This is a genomic window from Chryseobacterium sp. JK1, assembly GCF_050632815.1.
In the GTDB taxonomy this organism is placed as follows: domain Bacteria; phylum Bacteroidota; class Bacteroidia; order Flavobacteriales; family Weeksellaceae; genus Chryseobacterium.
Genome location: NZ_JBODRU010000008.1, coordinates 1 through 17,195 on the forward strand (window position 1 = coordinate 1; position 17,195 = coordinate 17,195).

Genomic DNA, 17,195 nt, shown 5'->3' on the forward strand with positions numbered 1-17,195 from the left:
ATATACATACAATCCCTTACCTTCCTCTCTTTCTTATACCTAAACACTTCTATACCCATATACTCACGTACTCTTACACTCTTATATACTTATAGCTTATAAAGATCTCAATACTAAGGAATGTGTCGTTTATGATCTAATCTGTTCTTTTTCTTCCCGCTTCTTCCTTGTCTTTACCCTTATTACTGATCGATCTTCCACCAAACTCTCACTCCGTAGGAGGCAAAACCAATACATTACTGATGCATTAAGGTTTCATTGAAAATTCGTCTATCATTATTGTAACCTAACCAACATTATTTCATATTGATTATCATTATTATATCGTTTGTTTTAATTTGTTATAAAATTAACTTGAATTGTATAGATTTGTTATTTTTTTTACGCGAAAATTATGTAACTTAGTAATACTAAAATGCTTACGAATCTAAAATATTCATATTATGAAAAAACATTTATTCCCTCTGTTTTTATTACTCTTAGGTGTTAACGCGCAAGCCCAACAGGATTTTTTTGCCATTGCCGGGAAAGACACTCAAAATATAAACTTTAATGATTTTCGTGTAATCAATGCTGCTAATGGAATCTCAGGAGATAAACTCTTTACAGCAGAATCTTCTGCTAAAGTCTTTTCTCAGGAGCGAAGAACCGTTTTGTCAGAAGATAAAACCTCTTACAATCATTCTCAGGCAATGACAATAGCGGCACTCGCATATGATCCATCTAATAACAATCTTGTATATATGCCGATGTTTTCTTCTAACATTTATGTATTCAATCCACAGACAAAAGAAATTACTTTGGTAGAGAATAACGTTGCAAGAGTATCTTCCTGTGATATCAATTCCCATATAACAAGAATGGCTACGGGATATAATGGAAATATTTACGCAATAAATAATGCGGGAACACAATTGTTAGAAATCAGCAAAAAAGGAAGCCAATATGTGGTGAATGATTTGGGAATTATTAAGGATGATATTTCCAATGGTAAAAATTCATTTACAGCTATTGAGACAGGGTTTGGAGGAGATATGGTTGTTGATGCCAATAATAATTTATACATTTTTTCTGCTTCCGGAAATGTTTTTAAAGTTTCTACCAAAGATTTAAAAGCAAAATTTGTAGGCAAAATTTCTGGTATTCCGGATAACTATTCTGTGAACGGTTCCGCTGTAAATGCACAGGGAAAAGTGGTAATTGGAAGCGCAAAAGGTGCCGCTCTGTATGAGGTGGATTTTGATATTCTCGATGCAAAGGAATTACCTGGTGAAAAAGATTTGCATATCTATGATTTTGCGAGTAAATATTTCATTAATGATAAAGCTACTTCAGGGAATATATTGACTAATCTTGATATTTATCCAACCCGAATTGATGAACATTTTATCAATGTCCATGTGAATAATAAAAATGTAAAAGGAAATATTAAAATCAATGTTTTCGATATGTCCGGGAAAAATGTGTTGAGCCAGAATTTATCTGTAAAAGAGGGTTCTCTTGATCAAAAAGTGTACTTAAAAGAACTTATTGGTGGTGCATATATTATAAGCATTACCGATGATTCTGGTAAAGTTATATTGAATAAAAAAGTTTTGGTTACGAGATAATCTGATTCTTTCAATTTTCAATAAATACAATATTTAATGATTGAATTAAGTAAAACCTTTTCAAGTGTGTTGGAAGGGTTTTTTAATGATTATTTGATATTTAATAAGTTTTATTTTTCGATATTAAAATGTACTTTTATAAAAAAATATAGATGAAGCTATACTTTAATGTAGGATATATTGTAAAAGCCGGAGAGAGTCTTGAGCTGGTAATTGGTGAAGAAGGCGCTGCGGTTCATATCCACACAATGTTTTATGCTGAGAATGGTTCATGGAAGGCGGAGGTAGATTATTTTTCAAAATCAATCTCTTATTTATACCGTGTTGTTAATGAAAAAGGAAATGTTTTAAGAGAAGAATTTGTCTCGCATCATCTTAGCTTTCCCCATAATTATAAGGAGTTTGTTATTTTCGATGAATGGAATAACAAGAATTTTCCGGAAAATTATCTGAATAATAAAATTCTTTACAATAAACTACATGATTTCGTTTCTGAAAAAGCACCCATCTTAAAAAAGCATACCCATTTATTTAAAATTGAAGCACCCATCTACAACGCGGATTGGAAGATCGTATTATTCGGAAATACAGAATCCCTTGGACAATGGGACTACGAAAAAGTGATTCATTTATCCCAAACAGATTTCGGTCTTTGGGAAGTATCAGTTGAAATTCCGGAAAATGAAGCAGTTCAGTTCAAATACTGTATTTATGATCTTAAAGAAAGGAGGGTAATTGATGTTGAGACTGGAGAAAATAGATGTACAGCAGCCAATCCGCTACCGGATGTTCTGCAGATTGTTTCCAATCATTATTTCAGATTTAAGGCTTATCAGATGTATCATGATGCAGGAGTAGCCGTCCCTGTATTTTCTTTAAGAAGTGAGGAAGGATTCGGAGTTGGAGAATTTTCAGATATTAAAAAACTGGCAGACTGGTCTAAAGAAACTAACCTTGGAATTATTCAAATCCTTCCGATTAATGACACGACTGCAAATTATTCCTGGACGGATTCTTACCCTTATGCAGCAGTATCAGTATATGCTCTGCATCCTCAGTATATTTCATTGGAAAAGCTGGATTTCTCTTTACCGAAAGAATTAGTCAGTGAGTATCTTGCTGAAAAAGAAGCTTTAAATGCTCTTGATCTGATAGATTATGAAAAAATGATCGCAGGAAAGTGGAAGTATTTAAATGCTGTTTTCAATACCCAGAAAGATAAAATCTATAAAGACAAAAACTTCAAAAAGTTTATCAAAGACAATGAGCACTGGCTTGTACCTTATACAGCATTTTGTGTATTAAGAGATAAATATAATACACCTAACTTTAACGCTTGGAAGACTCATAAAAAATATATTGCCGGAAAAATAGCCCAGTTTTTTGCAGTTAAAAGTAAAGACTACGATCTTTCAATGCTTCATGCATGGGTACAATATCAGCTCCACGTACAATTGAAAGATGCTGTTGATTATACCCACAAACTAGGAATTTCTTTGAAAGGAGATCTTCCGATTGGTATTTACAGACATTCTGTTGAAGCCTGGACAGAACCTGAATTATTTGGCATGAATTTTCAGGCAGGAGCACCGCCGGATCAGTTTACAGAACTTGGCCAAAATTGGGAATTCCCAACCTATAACTGGGAAGCTATGAAGGAAGATGATTATCGCTGGTGGAAAAACAGATTCAAAGCATTAGAGCAATATTTTGATGCCATGAGAATTGATCATATTCTTGGCTTTTTCAGAATCTGGAGAATGCCGATTTCTGCGACTCAGGGTATTTTAGGATATTTCTATCCCGCGGTTCCTATCGTTGCAGATGAGTTTAAAGCACTGCAGATCCCTTTTAATTTTAACAGATACTGTAAACCGTTTATCAACAAACAGATCTTATGGGAAAGCTTTGGTGAACAAAGCGGAAAAGCCCTTGAATTTATCGATAATAATCAGGATGGTACTTATTCATTTAAAGCAGAATTTGATACCCAGAGAAAATTGGTAGATTTCTTTAAGAAAAATCCACGGGGTCCTCTTGAAGAGAAACTGATTTCCCTTTGCGCAAATGTTTTGTTTTTAACAGAAGAGAGAGGCGGTAAAACCGTTTATCACCCAAGATTTAATGTCTATAATACAGAATCATATAAATACCTTACAGAATGGGAGCAAAAGAGTATTTACGACCTGTATCACGACTACTTCTTTAGAAGGCAGGATCACTTATGGTATGAAAAAGCCATGGAAAAACTTCCTGTTATCTTAAATGCTACCAAAATGCTCATCTGTGGAGAAGATTTAGGAATGGTTCCGGCATGTGTGCCAGTTGTAATGGACGAATTGGCTATCATAGCCCTTAAAGTTCAGCGTATGCCTTCCGAAAACATTCCGTTCTATGATCCGAGAAATGCTAATTATATGAATGTAGTGACAGCTTCTTCCCATGACAGCTCAACGTTGAGACAATGGTGGAAAGAAGATCCTGCTTTAACACAGAAATACTTCAATCAACAGTTGGTTCAGTATGGAAAAGCTCCCGAAAGCCTAAGTCCTCATTTAGCCGAAATTATTATGAAACAGCATTTATATAATGATGCTATGTTGGCTATCTTCCCTATTCAGGAATTTTTGGCAACGGATCAAGAACTTTCAAATAAGAAAATAGATAATGAAAGAATTAATAACCCAGCCGTTTTCCCACATTACTGGCGTTACAGAATGCATATAAAGCTTGAAGATCTGAAAGAACAGCAGCCATTCAATGAAAAAATTGCTGCGTGGATAAAAGATAGCGGAAGAATGTAAATTTAACATTTGATTATCAATTACTTAAATATATTTTAAAAGAAGTTTAATCTAAGGATTTAACTTCTTTTTTTTATTTGAATCAAAAAGATAGAATTGAGATATTCTACTATATATTAACCAATTAACAACTATAGAGATGAAAAAAATATTTTTAGGATTAGCTCTCGGCTTAGGCATAGTGATGTCTGCTCAGGGGTATCCGAACAATGGTTGGGGTGATGATGGGTATTCTCAGAATGGAGGATATTATTCAGATGAAGATGATAGAAATTATTTCCCTGATGATTATTATTACAATTATCCTCAGGATTATTACCCTAGCAACTATTACCAAAGCTATTATAACGACTATAGAAACAGTATTATCAATATCGACTGGAATGGCTTCTTTGTACAGAACAGATTAAGCCGATGGCAGGTAGATCAAATTATGAGACTTAATAATCTGTATGCAAGCTTCACCGCATGGGATAATTTTTACAAATATAATCCGGACAGATGGTATTATGATAGATTCTATGCCTTAGAAAGAATTTTAGGACCAAGAGTATTTGTTGTTTTTCAGAACAATTTCTACAGAGGTTCCAGTCCGATTGTCTATTTCCAGAACTACAGAAGAACCTATTATGTTCCGAGATATACTGTAATGCCAAGATATAGAAATATCAATATCAATATTTACAGAGTAGACAGATCGAGTTTCCGTAGAGTAGATAATCCTACTTTTAATATTATCAGAAGAGATAGTAGAGCCAACAACGGATTCCGAAATAATGATAATTCGAGCTTCCGTAATCAAAATAATAATACTGGAGGTTTCAGAAACGATAATAATGGAAACGTTAGGAACAACACCGGAGGTTTCAGAACGAACTCAGATAACAATGGCGGGTTCAGAAATAACAACAGCGGATTCCGTGGAAACAGTGATGTAAGACCCGAAAATACTCCCGCTCCGTCAAGAGATAACGGAGGATTCCGAGGTAATAATGGAGGTGGTTTCCGAAGCAATGCAGAAGTAAGAAGAGAAAGTGCTCCGGTAAGAGAAAACAATGGCAGCTTCAGAGGAAACAATGGAGGCGGATTCAGACAAAAATCCGAAAGTTCTGCTCCTAGCCAAAACAACCGTGGTGGATTTAGGACCAGTTTAGTTAAGAATTAATTTTCATATATTATATTTAAGTGGTGTGAAGGACAGGTTTTTATAATCTGTCCTTTTTTTTATTTATGATTGATATGTTTTTGTTAAAATTTAACATTATTTGTGATTATTTCAATTTAACTTCTGTTTTTTTTCATTATCAAAAAGATATAACAACAATTAATTAAAATTTTAAGAGATGAAAAAATTAGTTTTAGCAATAGCACTTATCGGAATGGGAAGCTTTGCAATGGCACAACAGACAACTCCACAGGACAGGCAAGCAAGAGCTGCTGAAATGAAACAGAGAATGGAACAAAAACAACAGGAACGTTTAGCAGAAATGCAGAAAGACCTTAATCTTAACCAATCTCAGGTGGCTCAGATAAAAGCTCTTCAAGATAAAAGAAAAGGAGAAATGAAAGCGCAGTTTGAACAAAACAGAGCCGACAGACAGGCGAAGATTGAAGAAATGAAGGCTAAAAAAGTACAAATGGATGCTGACATGAAAAAAATTCTTACTCCTCAACAATATGATAAATGGCAGGCCGACAGAGATGCAAAAATGGAGCAGAGAAAAGTAGCCATGAAAGAAAGAAGAATGATGAAAAAGCCGATGAATACTGCTGCACCTGATGTAAAATAATAGACAGTAATTTTGATTTTTTAATGTGAAAAGGATGGAAGTTTTTCCATCCTTTTTGTATTAATTTTCCGTAAAACTTTTGATTTCGGGCTTTTATTCCCTACTTTTGACTATAAATTTAATACTTATGGTTAGCGAAAAAATTGCAAAATTAATTAACGAACAGATTGCCCACGAACAATACGCTGCTCAATATTATCTATCAATGTCTGCATGGTTTTCAGGAAAAGATCTTGATGGAATTGCCAACTACTTCAGAGTACAGAGCAAAGAAGAATTGATGCATGCAGATAAAATGTTTGATTATTTAAATGATGTAGGCGGGGAAATCATTATCGGGGAAATTGCAAAACCTCCGCATGAGTTTGAGAGTGCAACAGATATTTTTGAGAAAGCATTGGCACATGAGAAGATAGTAACTAAAAGTATTTTCAATATTGTAAAAAATGCTAATGAAGAAGGTGACTTTGCAACAACATCATTCTTGCAGTGGTTTATCAATGAGCAGGTGGAAGAAGAAGCGAGCGCTTCTCAGTATGTGACCAAAATTAAAATGGTGTGTGATAACCCTTCAGCACTATATCTTTTCGATCAGGAATTATCTCAGAGAGTATTTACTCCGAATACAACTGCTTAAAAAAGGAAATCTTTCCAAAATATAAAACCGCTGTCCAAAATGGAATAGCGGTTTTTTAAATTAATAAACTATATTTTTAGTTTATCTGTATTGTTTGATAATGAGGAATGTAATTTGAATATGACAGGTGTTGATCTAAAATTTAAAAGCGGATATTAATGCTTTTTTTTCTGTTGATGACGTTGTATTTTAACTGCTGAAATAAAAACAACAGCTGCTACAGCAAGGCTCGAGAAAAAAGATTTTACTAAGTTTTCCGTGGGCATATAGACATGCCCCTCTTCTGTAACCGGAGGGTCTATACACTGAAGGATGTTAAATATGACAACTCCTGAAATTGCCATCATGAAGAAGCTTATAATAAATGAAATTAAGTATATTTTCATATTTAGCGAAAATCAATAGGTGTATTATTATTTGAACTTAATAAAAATAATAAATCATTTGAAATATTGGTTGATTTTACCACATTAAATATAATTAACTTTTTTATTATTTAAGAATTAAAATTATCAAGATAGATAATCTGTGTTTTCAGAACCTTTTTACCTAGCCTTTCCAGAATATTTTTATAACCTCCAATTTGAGCCTCATCTTTACTTTTCTGAGCTCCGGTTTTAAAATCAATGATTATATAACCTTCTTCACCTTTCAGGATTCTGTCAGGTCGGAAGATATGGCTTTCTCCTTTTTCAGAGATCATAATGTCTTTTTCATTGATCACTTCCCATTTTTCATCAAAGAATTCCTGATACGTTTTTACAATATTTTGTAAAGTGGTCTGTATCGTTGTTTGCTCTTCCAGGGTGATCTGGCCTTCGAGTGCATAACCTTCCAACACTCTGTTGATATCTTTTTCCGTATTGATCTTCGATAAAAGCTCATGAACAAAGAGCCCGATTCTTACTTTCTTATTTCTTACCTGATAATTTTTGGAAGGAGTGGCAATTTTGATCGAAGTATTCTTTTCGTTGACATTTTTCAGATTCTGAATATTTTGAGTCTTGAAAGAAGAACTTTTTGTTTTTGAATGTTTTTTCAGCATTGCCGGATCTACTTCATACACATCAAATTCATCCGCATTTTCTGTATTTTTTGTTTGAAGAAATTCCAGAAGTTCCAGATTATTTGAAGTCTTGTTCGCTTTTTGAAGATAGAAAAACAGCTGCTCAACAGGTCTTGTTGTGGCTACATATTGAAGACAAAGTCTGTCAACCAGATTTTTATAAGAATTTTTTTTATTGAACGACTGAATTTCTGTGTCATACACTTCAAGGTTTTTACTGAACTGATTGATGTTGACCGATTTTAAAGCATTACTTTCATTGGTTTCGAACCAGTTGGTAAATTCATTATCCCGGTTCTTATTCATCATAGGAATAAAAACTATAGGAAACTCCAGTCCTTTGGATTTGTGAATAGTCATGATCTGTATCGCATCAATATTTTCCGAAGCCTGAATAGTGTAGGAAGAAGCCTCTTCATCCCAATATTTCAGAAACTCTTTCGTACTTGCACCCGCATTTTGTGTAAAATTGAATAGCATTTCCAAAAAGTTCAGGAGGAAGTCCGTTTCCTTATTTTCCACAGAAAACTCATTGATATAATACTCAATAAAATTATAGAGATTGAATCTGGGAAAATTATCCTGTTTAAGCTGCAGCGAATATCTTTGTTGCAGGAACTGAAGAATATCTTCATGACTTTCAATATCCAGAATTTCTTTCATCTCCAAAGTGAAATCTGCCATATGAATTTTCCCCAAAGTATTCAGATGATACATCATCATGATCAGGCAGGGCTTGTTTTTAGGGTTGATTTCCCATCGCAAAAACTCAATGACAGCCTTGAGTGTGTTAGACAGCTCCAGCGTAAGGCCTTTATCGGAAATGGTTTTAATATTTGTCTCCTCACCGCTGTAGTTTACCTTTAAATTTCCAAGCTTTTGTGAATAACTGAAAATATCGAAGTTTCCACGACAAAGAATCGTAATATCCGAAAACTTGAAACCATTGTTCAGACATTCCTGAATATCTTTCTGCATCCTTTCCGAAGTATCTTCATAAAACTCATCATTGGTGAGATTATCAATCAGGTTTACTTTTACACGGCCATCTATTTTCGACTTAGGATTTTGTTCCGCATCCGAACCGAAAATATTTTTATGCTCCTCTTCAAGATTTTCAGAGTGATAACGGTAGAGCTCATTGTTGAACTGTACAATATTTCTGGCACTTCTCCAGTTGTCCTTTAAAACAAGAAGATCTGCCTGCTTTGGTGAAAATTCCTTTTTATTGATGATATCAAGCATCAGTTTACTTTCTCCACCACGGAATCTGTAGATACTCTGTTTAGGGTCCCCAACCAATGTAAATGAAGTATATTCCGTAGAAATACTATGATCTCTCAGCGGGACAAAATTTTGCCATTGAAGCTCAGAAGTATCCTGAAACTCATCAAAGAAATAATGTTGAAACTGTGCCCCTACTTTTTCATAAATAAAGGCCGAAGGTTCATTTTTGAGATTTTCATTGATCAGAATATTGAATTTTGAAAGCAGAACGAGATCGTTTTCCTCCTCAATTTTTTGGAGTTCGTCCTGGATATCCTTATTTACCTTTAAAGGAAGAAGTGCAGACAGAATTTTCTCTTTCTTTTGTGTTTCAATGTACAGCAGAATAAGCTGCATCCTGTTTTCGAGGAGCTGATCAAGGATTTCAAAAATCTCAGATTCCTTGTGCTTTGATTTTGAAGAAGCCCCTTTTCTGTAATTGTTGATAACAGATTCTTCCTGAGTGGTTGGAAAAGGAAAGCCAGCTCTTTTCTGCTGATAAAAATCGATCACTTTGGTAAAGAAACCTCCGATTCCATTTTTACCCTGAGCGAAATCTTCAATCTCAATATTTCTGGATTTAAACAGTTCAACAGACTGTGCAGAAAGTTCGGCAGACTTCTTTTTATTCTGAACAATCTCTTTACGGAGCGTATTCTTTATGCTTTCATAACTTTCATCATCAAAACTTTTATTGTTTTTCAGATGTTCGTAATGAATATCTTTTACAAACTCTTTCGCAGAGTCATAAAGGTTTTTATTAAGGTTGATTCTTTCGTTATTTTCAAGACTATAATCCACATAATCCATGAAAGAATTAGAAATGTTTTCATTTTCACCAATCTGATCCAACATTTTATCAACAGCCTCAATCAGGTAAGGTTCTGCTTCAATTTCCAGATTGAAATTTTTGGCAAGACCCAATTCATAGGAAAAACTTCTTACCAACCTGGAATTAAAGCGGTCAATAGTCCCAATATTCAATGTTGAATAATTGTGGAGAATATAATCAAGAAGCTTTTTGGAGCGGTGATGAAGCTCATCTATTGTAATTTTTAAACCTTGTTCTTCAAAAGCTTTCTGAATATTTTTAAGATCCATATTCTCCGCATACGCAGACGTGGAAAAATTTCCCAGCCAGGACAGAATTCTCTCCTTCATCTCGTTGGCTGCCTTGTTGGTAAAAGTAAGTGCGAGAATATTCCTGATCGACTGTTGCTGATTAGGATAACGGAGACAGATCATCAGAAGCCTCTGAACCAAGGCATATGTTTTCCCCGACCCAGCGGAAGCATTGATGACTGTATAAGAATTTTGCATTGCTAAAAAAGAGAATTGAGACTGCAAGTTAGCTAAAATTTACATGAAATTTTAACAATTTAGATTGTGTATTTAACAGTTAAAGGGATAAAAAAATAAAAAGAAATATTAAAACACGTTAACTGTGGTTAAACTTATGGTAAAATTTAAAAATAATTTTAGCTTTGCTTTATAAAAAATAACCTGTGAAACTTAAACTATTCTTTTTTTTATCGTTCATTTTTTTCATTCATACGCATGCCCAGACTTATATCTTTGGTAAGATTACTTCTGAAGATGGAGTAGAGATGCAGGATGTAAATGTGATCAATATCCGGACAGACGAAATGGTCATTTCAAACAGAGACGGACATTTTATGATTTCAGGAAAACAAGGCGATGAATTGCGCTTTGTAAAACCAGGCTACGAACGTCTCACAAAAAGAGTTTCTCTGGAAAATATACAGGCTCCTATGAATGTAAGCCTTGTTCGGATGGCCATTCAGATTCCTGAAGTGGAAGTGAAGCAAGGTCTTACCGGAAATTTGAAAATTGATAGCAAAGCCTATAATAAACCTAAAAAAGTTGAAAAGCTGAAAGCTGATATAGCAAGTTATCTTAAGCAGAAATCAGATCCGAGAATTCTGGCCGCAAGACCTGGTGAATTTGTACAACCTAAAGGGCAGGGCTTCAGTATTGGGAAAGCAAAAGATAAATGGGATGATGTCGACTTGATGAGTTATATCAGAAAAAGTCTTGGTGATGATTATTTTACAGATCTTAAAATAGAAAAACCACTAATCGATCATTTTATTTATTATGTTTTTGCCGGCGGTTTTGAAAGAAAAAAAATATTAAAATATGGATTTTGCAGTGATGCAGATCTGAACAGATTTCAACGTTTTGTTCTTACACGAATTTCTTCTTACCGTGCGCCGCAAACTCAAAGATAGGTTATCATGGAGAGATATGTAAAACAGAGTTTATGTGCTGTGCTTATACCTGTTGGCTCGCTGATATTTGCACAACAAAAAGTTTCGGGAACGATTGTAAAGAGTGTAGGGGCAGATGTCAATCCCGTGTTAGTTATAAATCTTTCCAATAATGAAAGAGTACAGAGTGATGATACGGGAAGATTTGAGATTGAAGCAGGAGAAAATGACGAGATCAGATTTGTGAAAGAAGGGTATTATCGTTTCAGTAAGAAAATTACAAAAGAGGACCTCAGTACTCCATTTCTTATTTCTCTTAAAAGAATGGAAATTGAAATTCCGGAAGTAAAAATAAAATATAATCCCACAGGGAATTTGGCAAAAGATAGCCAACACCTCAATGAATCCAGTAAGGTGCAGAATTTAAAATCTGATATGGCCGATTATATGTACACACCTCTTAATGAACCTTTGCCTAATAATACGATTTCAAAGACGTTTACTGGGCACGATTTCAAAGCTGGGCAGGTGGATTTGCTGGGTGTTTTGAAAGCATTTTCAGGTTTGATTAATAAGGCTACTCAACCCAAAATTACTAAAGCTAATTATTTTGAAACACAGGATTTTCTGGGTAGAGTAAAAAGAGATATGAATTTAGATTTCCTGAAAAAATACGGAATGGATGATGAACAGATTGATAAATTCCTTTTATATGCAAATAAAACCCGTCTGCTTGCCAAGAAATACCGTAAAAATTTCAAAGATGATGTGGTAGAATTTGAAATTAAAGTGGCGTTTGGAGAGTATAAAAAACTGAATAATCTGGAGGGTACCCTTAATAAGCAAGATTAAAATCAAAATTGAAAAATAAGATTAAACATATTACTGTCTGTTGGGAGAAGAAGGCTCTTATTCTCCTGGGACTTTTGTGTAATGTTTTTTTGTTTTCTCAACAGACCGTAAGTGGCAGAGTGGTGGATGACAATGGAGAAAATTTAAGTGCCGTTACTATTATTAATATAGCATCTGATAAAAAAGTATACTCAAACTCCGAAGGACTCTTTTCCATTGAAGCGAATCCCAATGATGAATTGAGGTTTGTAAAAGAAGATTTCAAAAGAGCATCAGTAAAAGTGCTTAGAAATGGGGGTAACTATCAACTGTTAATAACTTTGTTTCAGATTCCTAAAGATGTTGGAGAAGTAAAGATTGTAAAAAAACTGACAGGTGATCTTGAGAAAGATTCCCGGATTGTAGCAAAAGTAGATAAAGCAGATCAGGTAAAGAATGCAGTTGGACTTCCGGAACCTGTAGGAAAAATGAGGGAAAGGCCCGCAGAAGTAAAAAGCGTCCTTTTACCTATTCTTTTGGGAAATCTTAATGTGCAGGGAATGTATGACCTGATTAGTGGAAAAGCACGAAGGCAGAAAAGACAGTATAGATATGATGATCTGCAGGAGCATATTCTTTGGGTTCGGAATAGAGTAGACAACGAATATTTTACCAAAGCAGGAATTCCAGCCGAAAGAATTTCAGAGTTCATAGAATTTTCATTCCTCACAAAACCACAGGTGCGAACGTATGTAAAAGCCAAAAATCTCTCTGGAGTAATGCTGAGAATGGAAGAAACAATTCCCCTTTTTCTGGAAAGATTAAAGAATACAAAGTCATAAAAAATCATGATTCAATAATGTTAAAGAATTCTTAAAATTATGGAATAGAAATTGATATAATGTAAAATATAACCAACCTCTATTCACAAATTTTATGAACAAAAACATTATTGCGGTAGCAGTAGGAGCCCTGGGGTTTGTCCTTGGCCTCGGCTTTCTTGGAAATGCCATCAAAAACAGAAACAAATCTGAAAATACCATTTCCGTTACCGGTCTTGGGACTAAACAGTTTACCTCAGATCTTATTACATGGTCCGGTAGTTTTTCCAAAAATAATATGGATCTGAAATCAGCCTATGATGAGCTGGCACTGGACAGAAAAGTGATCAACGATTATCTGCTTTCAAAAGGAATAAAGCAAAATGAAATCGTATTTTCCTCTGTAGATATTCAGAAGCAGTTCCGAAGTTATAACGATGCGAACGGAAATTATGTACAGGGTGAGTTCTCCGGGTATAACCTCACTCAGAAAGTTTCTATTGAAAGTAAAGAGGTTGCTAAAATTGAAAATCTCTCCAGAAATATCACCGAAATTATCAACCGGGGTATTGAATTCACGTCTTCATCACCTGCTTATTTTTATACCAAACTGGCCACTGTAAAACAGGAAATGATTGCTGGAGCAACAAAAGATGCTAAAGAACGCGCCGAAAAGATTGCCGAAAATTCAGGAAGCAGCTTGGGAAATCTTAAAAAAGCAACCATGGGAGTCATTCAGATTACTGCACCGAATTCCAATGAAGATTATTCCTATGGCGGAACTTTTAATACTTCTTCAAAAGAAAAAGAAGCCAGTATTACCATAAAACTGGAATATGAAGTGAATTGATCAATATTAAGAGTGAGACAGGAAAATCATCTTAATATTGTTTGATCAAAATAAATAAAAAAAATAACGCCGGAATTATTAATTTCCGGCGTTGTATATTTTAAGGATAAACAGTATCACATATTTCTTTTTTCAGCTCTTCTATATTTTTAGGGGAGTAATTGGCCAAAAGCCATAAGTTGAGAGAACGTTTTCCTTCCCCATAACTTGGCTGAATATAAGTGCTGTCTACCAGACTGAAATTATTTCTCTGATAAAAAGAATAACGTCTTGTTGCGTCTTCGTTTAGATGGGCAGGTTCTATTTCAAGGATAATTTGAGGATAATTTTCCAGTAAATAACCCATGATCTGTGAGCCCAGTTTTTTACTTCTGAAAGATTCAAATACTTCAAAATGTTCTACAAAAATAAAAGAACTAAGTTCCCATAAGATGAGGTACCCGGCAGTTTCGGATTCGTGTACAACAGACATAAATTTTACATGAGGATTAGAGAACAATCCTGCAAATTGTTCCTTATCTCTTTGTTCATCGATAGGAAAAGTAGTGGTATAAGAAGTATAGATTTCCTGAACTCTGTGGTCTTCCGCAGAAGTAATTGGTAAAAATTCCATAATATTATAAGTCGAAAACGCTTGGTCTTCTTGTAATGAAAATATCTTTGATCCAGATGGTAAATCCGAGACCTAAATAGATCAGAAAGAAAAATCCTGCTGTGGCAAAAGTAGAGTAGATAAAGAAAATCCTCAGTTTAGACACAGGAATTCCCAGTTTGGCACCCGTTCTCGTGAGTACTCCAAACCATTCTCTTTCCATTTTATGACGGATATTGCTTAGCATTTCAAGATTCTTTTAAAAGTTTAAATCCAATACTGCAAGTTAAGCAATTTTTTTCTTCACATGAATGTTTATGGTGATAAATCAGGCTTTGGCTTTCTACAGCATGGGTTACTTTTACTCCCAGTTTCTTCCAATTCTGAATGACAGAGTTTTTTTCCGCAGTAATATTTTGATAGAAATAGATCATCTCGTCTGCAATCTCTTCATGATGATATCGGTGATAAGTATACTTGAGAGGAAGAATTGTGTTCAGAATGATAAGGTCTATAAAATCTTTGCTTAACATTTTCGGTTGTACTTTTGAAACTTTTCCGAAATTGAAATGAGAGTCCCAATACTCAGAAGCTTTGATAGAGGTGAAGATCTCATAAAGCTGTTCACTACTCTGCGCGGAAATAATTTTTGAAAATAAATTCTGATGCTGAAAATACAGATTTGCGAGTTGAGATAGGCGAAGCGTAGGAAAGTTAGGAGGTCTTAGTCTTAAAAACTTCGGATGTATTGTTAAATCGGGAATAGCAAACTTTGCCTTAACAAATTCAAACTCTCTTTTCCATATTTTCGTCTGATCATCTTTGGCCTGCACCAGCCATCCTGAGAGTCCAAATAAAAGGGCCTCAAGCTGATGCGGATTTTGTCTGATTTTATTAACAACAGTATAGTCGATGCTTTCTGCTATTTGCCGGAAAATTTGGGCATTTATTTTTAGTCCGAAAGAATAGGCAAAACTATGAAAGAGTACAGCTTCGAAATTATTTTTATGAAGAGCTAAGCGCTGTTCAAGTTCTTGAGATTTTTCTTCCAGCTTTTTCAGAATATTTTCTTCATGAAAATGGATGGGTATTTTATGTGTATTGAAAATGCTTTCACAGGCAATGAACTGACTTTCATTGATAAGCTTTTCGTATTTCCAGAGGATTTCATGATCAATATAATCATTAAGTTCCAGTGTGGGAATATTATTTTGGCTAAATTCTTGGATTTCTATATCATCTTGAAATACAACATGAAGGATGATATTTTGATAATCGGGATTCTCAGAGTGATGATGGAAAATCCAGTCTGAAGAGCGTACGTGTAATTCTATATTTCCTGCCAGCACCAGTCCGTTGATTTTAACTTTAGCATCCAGAAAATCGGGTCCGGCATTTTTATTCCATTTTCCAAAATGGATAATTTCAACGGAATTACCTTCAATATCCTTGAAGTCGAAATGTTTGAAAACTTTGTAGTTCCAAAGATATTGAAGTAATTTTTCCGTCATAGTATGACGATAAATATAATAGAAATATTATACTTTCGTCAACTCGTTTTTAAAATTTTCTATCGTTGTTCTATACATTTTTTCATATATAGGAAGAATGTTTTTCAAATCAAATTTTATCGCCTGTTCTTTCGCGTTTTGTTTCATTTTGGTTAAAAGTTCTTCATTGCTCAATAGTTTTATCGTATAGTTGCTCATCGCTTCTACATTTCCTATTTCAGCAAGGTAACCTGTTTCTCCCTGGATATTTACTTCAGGTATTCCTCCCGCATTGGAACTGATGACAGGTGTGTAAGCCGCCATTGCTTCCAAAGCTGCCAGACCAAAACTTTCCTGCTCGGACGGAAGTAGAAATACATCCGAAAGTTGTAGGATTTTATAAAGATCATTTACTTTTCCTAATAAACGGATCTTTGAAATAAGTTCAGGGTTTTCCTCCAGAAACTGGTTCACTTTTTCCATATCGGGACCTTCACCAATGATGATCAGTTTAGATTTTACCTTTCTTTCTACATTCTTAAAGATCTGAAGTACTTCATCCACACGCTTCACCGGGCGAAGATTGGAGACGTGAATGAGGATTTTCTCGTCAGGATTGGCAAATTGTGTTCTCTGACATTCGGAGCAGTCATCAAACTCAGAGTTGTCAATAAAGTTGGTAATCACCTGGATCTCCTTTTTAATATTGAAAAACTGTAGCGTATCTTTTTTCAGGCTTTCAGAAACTGAAGTAATCGCATCAGATTGGTTGATAGAAAACTCTACCGCATGTTTATAACTTGGGTGCTGCCCTACAAGCGTAATATCTGTTCCGTGGAGTGTTGTTACCAAAGGAATATCATTATTGTCTTCCTGAAGCATCTGTTTAGCTGTAAAAGCAGCATATGCATAAGGGATGGCATAATGAGCATGAAGCAGATCCAGTTTATAAAGATTTACAACCCTGTAGATCATAGAACTTAAAGCGATATCATAAGGCTGATATTGGAACAGGGGATAGGTCTGAACATTTACCCTGTGAAAGAAAATATTAGGATTGGTAATATCTAGCCTTGCAGGAAGTGCAGAACTGATGAAGTGTACCTCATATCCTTTGTTGGCAAGGGACATTCCTAATTCTGTTGCTACAATTCCGCTTCCTCCATAGGTTGGATAGCAAAGTATGCCTATTTTCATTGGATTATTG

Annotated in this window: 15 protein-coding genes; 9 read left to right on the forward strand and 6 right to left on the reverse strand. The window is 34.7% G+C overall.

Going from position 1 to position 17,195, the window contains the following annotated elements; translation table 11 throughout:
- The first annotated feature begins 443 nt into the window (after positions 1–443).
- The 5 genes from ACQ76T_RS24315 (at position 444) to ACQ76T_RS24335 (ending at position 6,841) form a co-directional block, all read left to right on the forward strand.
- Complete coding sequence (locus ACQ76T_RS24315; RefSeq protein ID WP_431345778.1) at positions 444–1,610, forward strand: T9SS type A sorting domain-containing protein; 1,167 nt, start codon at positions 444–446, stop codon at positions 1,608–1,610.
- Positions 1,611–1,762: 152 nt separating this feature from the next.
- Positions 1,763–4,414 carry a 4-alpha-glucanotransferase gene (locus tag ACQ76T_RS24320; RefSeq protein WP_431345779.1) on the forward strand — a complete coding sequence of 884 codons (2,652 nt, stop codon included), beginning with the start codon at positions 1,763–1,765 and terminating at the stop codon, positions 4,412–4,414.
- 139 nt (positions 4,415–4,553) lie between these two features.
- Positions 4,554–5,579, forward strand: coding sequence for a hypothetical protein (locus ACQ76T_RS24325; RefSeq protein ID WP_431345780.1), 1,026 nt, complete (start codon positions 4,554–4,556; stop codon positions 5,577–5,579).
- A gap of 178 nt (positions 5,580–5,757) precedes the next feature.
- A complete protein-coding gene (locus ACQ76T_RS24330; RefSeq protein ID WP_431345781.1) occupies positions 5,758–6,204 on the forward strand; it encodes a hypothetical protein in 447 nt (148 codons plus the stop codon).
- A 127-nt stretch (positions 6,205–6,331) separates the two neighbouring features.
- On the forward strand, positions 6,332–6,841 hold the full coding sequence (locus ACQ76T_RS24335; protein ID WP_047098215.1) for a ferritin: 510 nt from the start codon (positions 6,332–6,334) through the stop codon (positions 6,839–6,841).
- Positions 6,842–6,996: 155 nt separating this feature from the next.
- Here the strand turns inward: ACQ76T_RS24335 and ACQ76T_RS24340 are convergent, their stop codons facing one another.
- Together ACQ76T_RS24340 and ACQ76T_RS24345 are read right to left on the reverse strand one after the other, a co-directional pair.
- Positions 6,997–7,227 carry a hypothetical protein gene (locus tag ACQ76T_RS24340; RefSeq protein ID WP_431345782.1) on the reverse strand — a complete coding sequence of 77 codons (231 nt, stop codon included), beginning with the start codon at positions 7,225–7,227 and terminating at the stop codon, positions 6,997–6,999.
- A 110-nt stretch (positions 7,228–7,337) separates the two neighbouring features.
- Positions 7,338–10,520, reverse strand: a complete 3,183-nt coding sequence (locus tag ACQ76T_RS24345; RefSeq protein ID WP_431345783.1) for a UvrD-helicase domain-containing protein — start codon at positions 10,518–10,520, stop codon at positions 7,338–7,340.
- A gap of 158 nt (positions 10,521–10,678) precedes the next feature.
- Here ACQ76T_RS24345 and ACQ76T_RS24350 point away from each other — a divergent pair, with 158 nt between their 5' ends.
- The 4 genes from ACQ76T_RS24350 to ACQ76T_RS24365 all read left to right on the forward strand — a co-directional run bounded on the left by ACQ76T_RS24350 (position 10,679) and on the right by ACQ76T_RS24365 (position 13,906).
- Entirely contained in the window at positions 10,679–11,425 is a 747-nt protein-coding gene (locus tag ACQ76T_RS24350; RefSeq protein WP_431345784.1) for a hypothetical protein, read from the forward strand.
- 6 nt (positions 11,426–11,431) lie between these two features.
- Positions 11,432–12,256, forward strand: a complete 825-nt coding sequence (locus ACQ76T_RS24355) for a hypothetical protein (RefSeq protein ID WP_431345785.1) — start codon at positions 11,432–11,434, stop codon at positions 12,254–12,256.
- 8 nt (positions 12,257–12,264) lie between these two features.
- A complete protein-coding gene (locus ACQ76T_RS24360; RefSeq protein ID WP_431345786.1) occupies positions 12,265–13,077 on the forward strand; it encodes a carboxypeptidase-like regulatory domain-containing protein in 813 nt (270 codons plus the stop codon).
- A gap of 94 nt (positions 13,078–13,171) precedes the next feature.
- Complete coding sequence (locus ACQ76T_RS24365; protein WP_431345787.1) at positions 13,172–13,906, forward strand: SIMPL domain-containing protein; 735 nt, start codon at positions 13,172–13,174, stop codon at positions 13,904–13,906.
- Between the two features lie 100 nt (positions 13,907–14,006).
- Here the strand turns inward: ACQ76T_RS24365 and ACQ76T_RS24370 are convergent, their stop codons facing one another.
- From ACQ76T_RS24370 to bshA, 4 genes are read right to left on the reverse strand one after another with little or no spacing between them, the layout of a single operon-like run.
- A complete protein-coding gene (locus tag ACQ76T_RS24370; RefSeq protein WP_431345788.1) occupies positions 14,007–14,519 on the reverse strand; it encodes a GNAT family N-acetyltransferase in 513 nt (170 codons plus the stop codon).
- Between the two features lie 4 nt (positions 14,520–14,523).
- Positions 14,524–14,745 carry a PspC family transcriptional regulator gene (locus ACQ76T_RS24375; protein WP_422695725.1) on the reverse strand — a complete coding sequence of 74 codons (222 nt, stop codon included), beginning with the start codon at positions 14,743–14,745 and terminating at the stop codon, positions 14,524–14,526.
- 1 nt (position 14,746) lies between these two features.
- The gene (locus ACQ76T_RS24380; RefSeq protein WP_431345789.1) at positions 14,747–16,009 is read right to left on the reverse strand and encodes a DUF2851 family protein; all 1,263 of its coding nucleotides are present in this window, start codon (positions 16,007–16,009) and stop codon (positions 14,747–14,749) included.
- Positions 16,010–16,036: 27 nt separating this feature from the next.
- The gene (gene bshA / locus ACQ76T_RS24385; RefSeq protein ID WP_431345790.1) at positions 16,037–17,185 is read right to left on the reverse strand and encodes an N-acetyl-alpha-D-glucosaminyl L-malate synthase BshA; all 1,149 of its coding nucleotides are present in this window, start codon (positions 17,183–17,185) and stop codon (positions 16,037–16,039) included.
- Positions 17,186–17,195: the final 10 nt, after the last annotated feature.

Bases quoted from the DNA above. Each gene is read 5' to 3' on its own strand.
- ACQ76T_RS24365 (WP_431345787.1), top strand. From the start codon at position 13,172: ATGAACAAAAACATTATTGCGGTAGCAGTAGGAGCCCTGGGGTTTGTC.
- ACQ76T_RS24340 (WP_431345782.1), bottom strand. From the start codon at position 7,227: ATGAAAATATACTTAATTTCATTTATTATAAGCTTCTTCATGATGGCA.
- ACQ76T_RS24325 (WP_431345780.1), top strand. From the start codon at position 4,554: ATGAAAAAAATATTTTTAGGATTAGCTCTCGGCTTAGGCATAGTGATG.
- ACQ76T_RS24375 (WP_422695725.1), bottom strand. From the start codon at position 14,745: ATGCTAAGCAATATCCGTCATAAAATGGAAAGAGAATGGTTTGGAGTA.
- bshA (WP_431345790.1), bottom strand. From the start codon at position 17,185: ATGAAAATAGGCATACTTTGCTATCCAACCTATGGAGGAAGCGGAATT.
- ACQ76T_RS24315 (WP_431345778.1), top strand. From the start codon at position 444: ATGAAAAAACATTTATTCCCTCTGTTTTTATTACTCTTAGGTGTTAAC.
- ACQ76T_RS24335 (WP_047098215.1), top strand. From the start codon at position 6,332: ATGGTTAGCGAAAAAATTGCAAAATTAATTAACGAACAGATTGCCCAC.
- ACQ76T_RS24380 (WP_431345789.1), bottom strand. From the start codon at position 16,009: ATGACGGAAAAATTACTTCAATATCTTTGGAACTACAAAGTTTTCAAA.
- ACQ76T_RS24320 (WP_431345779.1), top strand. From the start codon at position 1,763: ATGAAGCTATACTTTAATGTAGGATATATTGTAAAAGCCGGAGAGAGT.
- ACQ76T_RS24330 (WP_431345781.1), top strand. From the start codon at position 5,758: ATGAAAAAATTAGTTTTAGCAATAGCACTTATCGGAATGGGAAGCTTT.
- ACQ76T_RS24355 (WP_431345785.1), top strand. From the start codon at position 11,432: ATGGAGAGATATGTAAAACAGAGTTTATGTGCTGTGCTTATACCTGTT.
- ACQ76T_RS24370 (WP_431345788.1), bottom strand. From the start codon at position 14,519: ATGGAATTTTTACCAATTACTTCTGCGGAAGACCACAGAGTTCAGGAA.